At 75.8% G+C, this 9787-nt stretch carries 9 protein-coding genes and 1 pseudogene; 6 read left to right on the top strand and 4 right to left on the bottom strand.

Features of this window, described 5'->3' with window-relative positions; genetic code table 11:
- Positions 1 to 55 precede the first annotated feature (55 nt).
- From ACWEMJ_RS32355 to ACWEMJ_RS32345, 3 genes are all read left to right on the top strand, one after another.
- Positions 56 to 1333 carry an MFS transporter gene (locus tag ACWEMJ_RS32355; protein WP_452140707.1) on the top strand — a complete coding sequence of 426 codons (1278 nt, stop codon included), beginning with the start codon at positions 56 to 58 and terminating at the stop codon, positions 1331 to 1333.
- A gap of 48 nt (positions 1334 to 1381) precedes the next feature.
- Entirely contained in the window at positions 1382 to 2464 is a 1083-nt protein-coding gene (locus ACWEMJ_RS32350) for a TolB family protein (RefSeq protein ID WP_452140705.1), read from the top strand.
- A gap of 96 nt (positions 2465 to 2560) precedes the next feature.
- Positions 2561 to 3166 carry a hypothetical protein gene (locus tag ACWEMJ_RS32345; protein ID WP_452140704.1) on the top strand — a complete coding sequence of 202 codons (606 nt, stop codon included), beginning with the start codon at positions 2561 to 2563 and terminating at the stop codon, positions 3164 to 3166.
- A 44-nt stretch (positions 3167 to 3210) separates the two neighbouring features.
- Here the strand turns inward: ACWEMJ_RS32345 and ACWEMJ_RS32340 are convergent, their stop codons facing one another.
- Positions 3211 to 3687, bottom strand: a complete 477-nt coding sequence (locus tag ACWEMJ_RS32340; RefSeq protein ID WP_452140706.1) for a GbsR/MarR family transcriptional regulator — start codon at positions 3685 to 3687, stop codon at positions 3211 to 3213.
- Positions 3688 to 3830: 143 nt separating this feature from the next.
- Here ACWEMJ_RS32340 and ACWEMJ_RS32335 point away from each other — a divergent pair, with 143 nt between their 5' ends.
- Together ACWEMJ_RS32335 and ACWEMJ_RS32330 are read left to right on the top strand one after the other, a co-directional pair.
- Entirely contained in the window at positions 3831 to 4742 is a 912-nt protein-coding gene (locus ACWEMJ_RS32335; protein WP_452140703.1) for an ATP-binding cassette domain-containing protein, read from the top strand.
- Positions 4739 to 6343 (top strand): ABC transporter permease, encoded by a 1605-nt coding sequence (locus ACWEMJ_RS32330; RefSeq protein ID WP_452140702.1) that lies wholly within the window; start codon positions 4739 to 4741, stop codon positions 6341 to 6343. The genes ACWEMJ_RS32335 and ACWEMJ_RS32330 overlap by 4 nt, the downstream gene beginning before the upstream one ends.
- A gap of 158 nt (positions 6344 to 6501) precedes the next feature.
- Here the strand turns inward: ACWEMJ_RS32330 and ACWEMJ_RS32325 are convergent, their stop codons facing one another.
- From ACWEMJ_RS32325 to ACWEMJ_RS32315, 3 genes are all read right to left on the bottom strand, one after another.
- Positions 6502 to 8025 carry an alpha/beta hydrolase gene (locus tag ACWEMJ_RS32325; RefSeq protein ID WP_452140701.1) on the bottom strand — a complete coding sequence of 508 codons (1524 nt, stop codon included), beginning with the start codon at positions 8023 to 8025 and terminating at the stop codon, positions 6502 to 6504.
- A gap of 118 nt (positions 8026 to 8143) precedes the next feature.
- The gene (locus ACWEMJ_RS32320) at positions 8144 to 8617 is read right to left on the bottom strand and encodes an OsmC family protein (protein ID WP_452140700.1); all 474 of its coding nucleotides are present in this window, start codon (positions 8615 to 8617) and stop codon (positions 8144 to 8146) included.
- A 3-nt stretch (positions 8618 to 8620) separates the two neighbouring features.
- A complete protein-coding gene (locus ACWEMJ_RS32315; RefSeq protein ID WP_452140699.1) occupies positions 8621 to 9262 on the bottom strand; it encodes a GntR family transcriptional regulator in 642 nt (213 codons plus the stop codon).
- 148 nt (positions 9263 to 9410) lie between these two features.
- On the opposite strand from ACWEMJ_RS32315, the pseudogene ACWEMJ_RS32310 reads away from it, so the two are divergent.
- Positions 9411 to 9787 (top strand): annotated as a pseudogene (locus ACWEMJ_RS32310) (hypothetical protein); the annotation flags it as partial.

Here is a 9787-nt window from a genome sequence, read left to right as displayed (position 1 = left end):
GGACGCCAACGAGCTGGAGGTGGCCTGGGTCGGCCGCCGCACCCGGGCCACCCGGATCATCGGCACCCCCGACTACCTCGCCCCCGAGATCATCGAGGGCCTGGAGCGGCGCGCCGCCGTCCCCGGCACCGTGGTCGCGCTCGGCGCGGTCAGCCTGGTCACCGACGTCTCCTCCGAGATGGTCGGCGCCGTCCTGCCGCTGTACGTGGTCGCCGCGCTCGGGCTCTCCCCGCTCGGCTTCGGCCTGCTCGACGGCATCAACAACGGCGTCGGCGCGCTGGTCCGGCTGCTCGGCGGCCACCTCGCCGACCGCGGCGGCCGGGGCCACAAGCTCGTCGCCGGGATCGGCTACGGCCTGTCCGCGCTGTGCAAGCCGCTGCTGCTGCTCGTCCACACCGTGCCGCTGATCGGCGGCGTCCTCGCCCTCGACCGCACCGGCAAGGGCCTGCGCACCGCCCCCCGCGACGCGATGATCTCGCTGGCCACCGCGCCCGAACACCGCGGCCGCGCGTTCGGCGTGCACCGCGCGATGGACACCACCGGGGCGCTGCTCGGCCCGCTGCTCGCCTTCGCGGTGCTCCGGATCGCCGACGACCGGGCCGAACGCGCCGGCTACGGCGCGGTGTTCACCGTCTCCGGGTGCGTGGCCGTGCTCGGCGTGCTGCTGCTGGTGCTGTTCGTGCCCGGCCGCCCCGCCCCTGCCGCCGCCCCCGCCGCCGCGCCGGCCGGTCCGCGGCCCACGCTGCGGGACGCGGTGGCGCTGCTGCGCCGGCCCGCGCTGCGCCGGCTCGCCCTGGCCGCCGTGCTGCTCGGGCTCACCACCGTCAGCGACTCCTTCCTCTACCTGCTGCTGCAACGCCGACTCGGCCTGCCCGCGCACCTGTTCCCGCTGCTGCCGCTCGGCACCGCCGCCGTCTTCCTCACCCTCGCCGTGCCGCTCGGCCTGCTCGCCGACCGGATCGGCCGCCGCACCCTGTTCCTGGCCGGCCACGCGGTGCTGCTCTGCGGGTACGGCGTCGTCCTGTCCCCGCTGCGCGGCGTCGGCGCCGCCGTGCTGGTCCTGCTGCTGCACGGCGCCTTCTACGCGGCGACGGACGGGGTGCTGGCCGCCGCCACCGCCGCGACCGTCCCCGACGAGCAGCAGGGCGCCGGGCAGGCCCTGGTCGGCACCGGCCAGGCCCTCGCCCGCTTCGCCTGCTCGCTCGCCTTCGGCGCCGCCTGGACGCTCTGGGGCCCGCGCACCGCCCTCACCGCCGCCGCCGTCGCGCTCGCCGCCGCGGCCCTCGCCGCCGCCCGCCTGCTCCACGACCCGGCTCCCGCCACCGCCGACTGACGCCGCGCGGACTCCGCCCCGTCCCCACTCGCCCGGAGGGCACCCCACATGACCGCTCCCGCTGTCGTCGACCCGGCCGCCGAGGCCCCCGAACCCCCGGACGCGAACGCCTCGTTGGGGCGCAAGGTGCTGGTGCTGGCAGTCGCCGTGCTGCTGCTGGCCGGGATCGGGACGTTCGCCGTCCGGTACGCCGCCGGGCGGGCCGATCGGCGCGACCAGGAGCAGGCCGGCGGGCCGCCGGTGCGCGAGGGCGCGGTGACGCTGCAGCCGGCGGGGCGTCAACTGCTGCTGCGCAACCTGGCCTGGGGCCCGCACCGCGACGAGGTCGCCGCGGTGCCCGCCGACGCGCCGGACGGCCCGCGCACCGCGTCCGGCGTGAAGTGCCTGCGCTTCCACGCGGCGGCCGGCACCGGCGTCTGCCTGCAGGCCGAGCGCGGCGCGCTGGACGACAGCTACCACGCGTCGGTGCTCGACTCCTCGCTGCACGAGGTCAGGCGGTTCCCGGCCCCCGGCATCCCGACCCGCGCCCGGGTCTCCCCGTCCGGCCACCTGGTCGGCTGGACGGTGTTCGTCAGCGGCGACTCCTACGCGGGCACCGACTTCTCCACCCGCACCGCGATCGTCGACACCCGCACCTGGCAGCTCCACGACAACCTGGAGACCTTCCAGGTGCTGCGGGACGGCCGCCCCGTCCAGGCCTCCGACGTCAACGTCTGGGGTGTCACCTTCGCCGGCGACGACAACCGCTTCTACGCGACGGTCGCCACCGGCGGCCGGACCTACCTGGTGCAGGGCGACCTCGCCGCCCGCACCCTGACCACGCTGCACCAGAACGTCGAGTGCCCGTCGCTGTCGCCGGACGGCACCCGGGTCGCCTACAAGAAGCGCGTCGAGGGCGCCGACCCGGCCGCGCCCTGGCGGCTGTACGTCCTCGACCTGGCCACCATGACCGAGACCGCGACCGCCGAGCAGCGCAACATCGACGACCAGGCGCTCTGGTCCGACGACCGCACCCTGCTGTACTCGCTGCCCGGCGACTACGGCTCCGACCTGTGGACCGTCCCCGCCGACGGCACCGGCGCCCCGGCCGTCCTGGTGCGCTCCGCCGTCGCCCCCGCCTACCTCGGCTGAGCGCGGCGGTCGGGCACCCGGGCACCCCCGGCCGACGGCGGTGTCCGGGCAGGAGTAGCGTCGCCCTTGATCCGAATGATCAATGGGGGGATCGACATGAACGTGCAGTCCGTGGAACACCCGCACCGTTTCTGGGTGCGGTTCGCGCCGGCGACGCTGGTCGGCAGTTCGGCTCTGATCTGGGTGGCGGACCATCAACTCGGCTGGCGCGGGCCGGCCCTGAACTTCGCGCTGGCCGGCGCGGCGATGGCCCTGATGCTGGTGACGGGGTTCGCCTACCGCACCGTGGTCGGCCTGGTCGCGGCGGTGGCGGCCTTCGCGCTGGCGGTCGTCATCGGGCTCACCGGGGCCACCGCGGTGCAGCACGGTGTGCTGGCCCGGGACGGCGAGTCCGCGGTCGCCGAGGTCGTCGCCGTCACTCCGGGCGGCCGGGGGAGCGCCCAGCACTGCGAGCTGCGGGCCGCCGGCGGTGGGGACATCCGCGAGCTCCGTTCGAACGGCTGCCACGTCGGCGACCGCATCGGCGTCACCTTCGACCCGGCCGGGCGGGTGGATTCGATCGTGGGCGCCCCCGACGCGGACGGCCGGGCGTCCACCATCGAGGTCCTGGCCGCGGTCCTGGCCGTGCTGGTCCTGTCGATGCCGCTGTGGGGGCGGTACGGCCCGCGGCTGGAGCGCAGCCGGGAAGCCGTCCCGGCCTGACCTGTTCGCGGCCCCGGCCGGGCCGGGCGGGTGTTGAGGCCCCGTCAGGCCCGGCCGTCGCGCCAGCGCTGCATCATCTGCTGGAGTTCGACCCGCAGGAAGGTGAAGAACTCCAGGGATTCGGCGAGGCGTCGACCGGCCGGGGTGTCCGGGCCGAGGGCCTTGATGCCGTCGGCGAGGCCGACCTCCCAGCGGGAGAGGGTGCTGTCCCGGTTGGCGGTGGCCTCGTACCAGACGTGGTCGTGGACCCGGTAGCGGTCGCGGCGGGTGCCGGGCTCGCGTTCGCGGCTGACCAGGTCGACCTGGGTCAGGTAGCGGACCGCGCCGGAGACCGCGGCGGGGGAGATCCGCAGCTGCTCGGCGAGCTCGGCGGAGGTCAGCCGCCCGGAGTCGGAGGTCAGCAGGGCGGTGAACACCCGGGCCGGCATGCGCGGGAAGCCGGCGTCGGTCAGCACGGTGGCGAACCGTTCGACGAACTCCGACACCACCGCCGGATCCCGCTCCGACTCCAGGCCGTCCATGCCGCCCACCTCGCTCACCCGCGCCTCCCCGACGCCCGTTCGACCGGGCCTGCGCCCACCTTCACACACCTCCGGCAGCCGTCCGGGAAACCGGGACTTTCGGTGCCTTCACGAAGTTGTGAAACAAGAGTAGCTTCGAACTCATGACGACCGCCATCTCGGTGTCCGGCCTGGTGAAGACCTTCGGCCGCACCCGCGCCCTGGACGGACTGGACCTCACGGTCGAGCAGGGCGAGGTACACGGGTTCCTCGGCCCCAACGGGTCCGGCAAGTCCACCACCATCCGCGTCCTGCTCGGCCTGCTGCGCGCCGACTCCGGCACCGCCACCCTGCTCGGCGGCGACCCGTGGCGCGACGCCGTCCCGCTGCACCGCCGCATCGCGTACGTGCCCGGCGATGTGACGCTGTGGCGCAACCTCTCCGGCGGGGAGGCGATCGACCTGCTCGGACGGCTGCGCGGCGGACTCGACCCGACCCGGCGGGCCGCGCTGCTGGAGCGCTTCGAACTCGACCCCACCAAGAAGGGCCGCGCCTACTCCAAGGGCAACCGGCAGAAGGTCGCGCTGGTCGCGGCGTTCGCCGGCGACGTCGACCTGCTGATCCTGGACGAGCCGACCTCCGGCCTGGACCCGCTGATGGAGGAGGTCTTCCGCGAGTGCGTCGGCGAGGCCCGCGAGCGGGGCGCCACGGTGCTGCTGTCCAGCCACATCCTGTCCGAGGTGGAGGCGCTCTGCGACCGGGTGTCGATCATCCGCGCCGGACGCACCGTGGAGACCGGCACCCTCGACGACCTGCGCCACCTCACCCGCACCTCGGTGGACGCCGTCCTCACCGGCCCGCCGCCGCGCCCCGCCTACGCCCACGACCTGACCGTGGAGGGCAACCGGCTGCGCTGCCAGGTCGACACCGAGCAGCTCGGCGCCCTGCTCGCCGAACTCACCGCCGTCGGCGTGCACAGCCTCACCAGCCGGCCGCCGACGCTGGAGGAACTCTTCCTGCGCCACTACGAGAACCCCGCCGACACCCCCTCCGCCCCGACGGCGGCCGCCCGATGAGCGGCTACGCGCTGACCGGCACCGGCACCCTGTACCGCCTCGCGCTGCGCCGCGACCGGATCGCCCTGCCGGTGTGGGTGTACATCGGCACCGGCATGGTCGCCTCCACCGCCTTCTCCTTCCGCAAGCTGTACGGCGACGAGGCCACCCGGCGGACCTTCGCGGCGAGCATCGACGGCAACGGCTCGCTGCGCGCCCTGTACGGCCCGGTCTTCGACGGCTCCACCATCGGCGGGCTGACCGCCTGGCGGATGGGCGTGTTCGGCGCGGTGCTGGCCGCGCTGATGTCCACCCTGCTGGTGGTGCGGCACACCCGCGCGGAGGAGGAGGACGGCCGGCTCGAACTGATCGGCGCCGGCGCCGTCGGCCGCCGGGCCCCGCTGACCGCCGCCCTCGCCACCGCCCTCACCGCCGACCTCGCGCTGGCCGCCCTGGTGGCGGCCGCGCTGCTGGCGGCGGGCCAGCCCCCCGCCGGGGCGCTGGCGTTCGGCCTCGCGCTCGGCGCCACCGGCCTGTTCTTCGCCGCGCTGGCCGTCGTCACCGCGCAGCTCGCCGAGACCGGCCGGGCCGCCAACGGCCTGGCCGGGGCGGCGATCGGCATCGCCTTCGTGCTGCGCGCCGTCGGCGACTCCGGCAGCGGCACCGGCTGGGTCAGCTGGCTGTCGCCGATCGGCTGGAGCGAACAGGTCCGCCCGTTCGCCGGCGACCGCTGGTGGGTGCTGGCACTGCCGCTGGGCGGGGCCGTGCTGCTCACCGTGCTCGCCCGGGCCCTGGTCGAACACCGCGACCTGGGCGCCGGAATGCTCCCGCAGCGCCCCGGCCCGGCCACCGCCGCACCCGGCCTGGCGAACGCCGCCGCGCTGGCCCGCCGCCTCCAGCGCGGCGCCCTGACCGGCTGGACGCTGGCCTTCGCGGCGGGCGGCGCGGTGTTCGGCAGCGTCGCCAAGGGCGTGGTCGACCTGGTCGGCGACAACCGGCAGATGGCGGACCTGATGGCCCGGCTCGGCGGACAGCAGGGCGTGCTCAACGCCTACCTGTCCACCATCGCCGGGGTGTTCGGCATGATCGCCGCCGTGTACGCCGTGCAGTCCGTGCTGCGGCTGCGCGCCGAGGAGGGCGGCGGCCGGGCCGAACCCGTGCTGGCCGGCGCCGTCTCCCGGCTGCGCTGGGCGGGCGGGCACCTGCTGTTCCCGCTGCTCGGCTCCGCCGTGCTGCTGGCCGCCGCCGGCGCCACCGCCGGACTCGCGCAGGCCGCGGCGCTCGGCGGCGGCGCCGGCGACGCCGTCGGCCGGATGCTCGGCGCGACGCTGGCCCAGCTGCCCGCGGTGTGGCTGACCGCCGCCGTGGCGCTCGCCGTGTACGGCCTGCTGCCGCGCTGGACGGCCGCCGGCTGGGCCGGCTACGGCCTGTTCGTGCTGGTCGCCTGGCTCGGCCCGATCCTGCAACTTCCGCAGTGGGTGCTCGACCTGTCTCCCTTCACGCACCTGCCGCACCTGCCCGGCGGGACGTTCACTGCCGCGCCGCTGCTGTGGACCACCGCCCTGGCCGCCCTCGCCGCACTGGCGGGCCTGGCCGGGCTGCGCCGCCGCGACCTGGGCTGACGCGACCTGGGCTGACGCGACCTGGGGCGACGCGCTCCGGGCCGCTGCCGCCCGGGCGCGGCCCGGCACACCGTCACCGGCCGGGCCGCCACCGGCCGGGCTGCCACCGGCCGGTGACGCCCAGGCCGGGGCGGTGCTGCGCGGGCCGCGCACCGGCCTCACCCGGCCTTCGGGCAGAACGCGTCCCGGGCCGGGCGGCGGCCGGTGACCAGGAACTCCGTCACCAGGTCGTCGCCGCAGGCGTTCCCGTTGGCCAGGTAGGCGTCGTGGCCGCCGGAATCCACCGCGACCATCCGGGCCCGGTCGCCGAACGCGGCGCGCAGCTTGAGCGCCCCCGAGTACGGCGTGGCCGGGTCTCGCAGGTTCTGCACCAGCAGCACGTTCGACGGCCCGTCGGAGGTGACCCGCACCGGCGGCTCGGTGGGCTGCCAGTGCCAGAACGCGCAGGCCGCCGCGTTCACCGGCATGCCCGCCGTGAGCGGGTGCGCGGCCTTGTCGGCGGCCACCGCCGCGGCGTACGCGTCGAGGTCGCGCGGCCAGGACACGTCGTTGCACAGGGTGGCGGTGGTGACCGCCGCGGAACTCTGCAGCTGCGCCAGCTCCTCGGCGCTCGGCCGGGGGCCCGGGTCGGGCAGCGGGCGGCGGCCCTGGGCGGCCTGGAGCAGGGCGGCGACGGAGGGGAACCTGGCGTCCGAGTACAGGCCGTTCAGCAGCGTGCCGCGCAGGCCGTTGCCGTCCAGCACCTCGGGGTTGTGGCCGGGCCAGGGCAGCGGCGCGGCATCCAGCTGCTGGGCGGCCGTCAGGTACGCGGCGCGGACCTGCTCGGGGGTGTCGGCCACCCGCAGCTCGCCGGCTTCGGGGGAGGACGCCCAGGCCGCGAAATCCGGGAAGCGGTCCTCCACGCCGGTGGCGAAGGCGGCCAGCCAGGTGCGTTCGGCCTGGATCGGATCCGGGTTGTCGTTGCTGTCCAGCAGGATCCGGTCGGTGCGGCCGGGGAACATCGTGGCGTATGCCGCGCCCGCGTAGGTGCCGTAGGAGACGCCCCAGGTGGAGATCCGGCGTTCGCCGAGGGCCTGCCGGATGCGGTCGATGTCGCGCGCTTCGTTCCGGGTGGTGATGCTGTGCAGCACCGGCCCGCCGTTGGCCGCGCAGCGGTCGGCGACCCGCCGGGCGCCGATGAGGCTGTTGTCGCCGCCGTGGCCGTCCGGCTCGGGCCAGGGCAGCAGCTTGCCGGGCGCCAGATCGGCGAAGTCGAGGCCGCAGGAGACCGGGCTGGAGCGGCCGACGCCGCGTGGGTCGAAGCCGATCAGGTCGTAGCGGTCGAGCACCGATTGGGGCAGCCGCTTCACCTTGTTGCTCGGCCCGTTCAGACCGCTGCCGCCGGGCCCGCCGGGGATCAGCACCAGCACCCCGCGCCGCAGCTCGGGCCGGGCGGCGGGGATCCGGGAGATCGCCAACGTCAGTGACGGCCCGTCGGGTTGTCGGTAGTCGACCGGGACGGTCACCTCGGCGCACAGCTGCCGGCCGTCCACCCCGCCGTCCGCGCACGCGCCCCAGGAGGGGCCGGCGGGACGGTCGGTGGCGGACGCGCCGGCGGCGAGCGGTGCCGTCAGGCCGAGCAGGACGGTGGTGGCGGCGGCGAGGGCGGCGCCTCGCCGAGTGGTTCGCTGAGTGGTTCGCATGACCGCAAGTCTTCGCCGCCGGGTCGCCCCGATCGATCCCGCAGGCTACCGTCTTTTCCCTGAGGCCAGCCCCAGGGCGCACCCTGCAGCCAGGCACACCACGGCAGTTGACCGCACGTCAGGAGCTGCGCACCGTCACCACGGGCTCGTGGTGCACCGGGAAGTTCACCGAGGAGGCGATGAAGCAGTCCCGGCTCGCCGGGCCGTGCAGGGCCTCGGCCTGCTCGCGCATCGACTCGTCGGCGATCTCCACCCGGGGCCGCAGCAGCGCCGAGGTGAACCGGCCGCCGCCGCCCGAGGTCTCCATGGTGGCCTGCGCCTCGTCGCGGTAGGACAGCACCACCACGCCGCTGCGCGCGCAGTGCGACAGGTACGACAGCATGTGGCACTGGGCGAGCGCGGCCAGCAGGAACTGCTCCGGGTTCCACCGCGCCGGGTCGCCGCGGAAGGTCTTGTCGGCGCTGCCCAGCAGGGTCGGCACCCCGTCCGAGGAGACGTCGTGGTCACGCGAGTACGAGCGGTAGGTGTCGGTACCGGTGCCGAGGTTGCCGGTCCAGTCGACACGGACCGCGTAGTGGTGGGACAGGGCCATCAGTCACTCCTTCTCGGGCGGCCGGGCGGCGGCGCAGGTGTCCAGGACGTGCCGCCGGGCGGCCGCCCCGGCAGCGGCCGGATCCCCGGCGGTCACGGCGGCCAGCAGCTCACGGTGCTGGTCGCCGACCAGGGCGGTGCGGTCGGGCGCGTGCAGGGAACGGCGGGTGGAGACCTGGATCTGGTCCCACAGCCGCTCCAGCGAGTGCAGGGCGACGGGGTTGTCGGCGAGCTCCGCGATCCGCCGGTGGAACTGCCGGTTCAGCCGCACCGCCGCCGTCAACTCCCGCTCTGCGGTCGCCCGGTGGGTGCGCTCGGCGAGCGCCGCCAGCTCGGTCAGCTCGGCCGGGGCCAGCCGGCCCGCCCGCTGCCGCTCGGCCGCCAGCTCGGCCGTCAGCGCCTCCAGCGCGGCCCGCACCCGGTAGACGTGCGACAGCTCCTCGGCCGACAGCTCCACCACCCGCACCCCGCGCCCGGCGGCCGCCAGCAGGCCGTCCGCCGCCAGCGCCCGGAACGCCTCCCGGACCGGAGTACGGCTCACCCCGAGGGCCTGCGCGACCTCCACCTCGCCCAGCCGCGCCCCCGGAGGGTAGCGGCCGTCGAGGATCAGTGCCCGCAGGCTCAGGCGGGTGCTCTCGGTCTGCACAGCGGCAGCGTAGGCCGTTGCATGCAATGCATGCAATCGACTTCTCGACAGTGTCGCCTCCCGGCGGCGAACTCGTTGGGAGACCGACGGACCGGTCCGCTATATTCGCGCAGCCGTCGAACAGTTCCACGCCCCGAGGGGGAAACCCATGTCGTTCGACCAGGAGCGCTCCGGGGAGGCCGGCCCCGACGCCGCCCGGGACGACTCCCCGACCACGCCCAGCACGCCGAACCCGCCCACCGCGCCGATCGAGGACGCCGAGGGCGCCGCACCGGCGGGCGCGGTCTCGTTCACCAAGAAGCCGGCGGAGCCCGCCGCAGCGGCCCCGGCCGCCGAGCCCGCAGCAGCAGACGTCGAGCCTGTCGCAGCAGCTGACGCCGAGCCCGTCCCGGCGCCGGACGCCGCCCCGGACGAGCCCGCCCGGCCCGAGGCCACCGACGCCGAACTCGCCGCCGCCCTCGCCGCCGCCCACGTCGACTTCGCCCGCCCCGACACCCCGCTCGCCGAGAACGGCCACGGCCTCTC

The organism is Kitasatospora sp. NPDC004531 (genome assembly GCF_053602195.1).
Note: the sequence above shows the minus strand (reverse complement) of the source record. Positions and strands in the feature narration are given on the sequence as shown.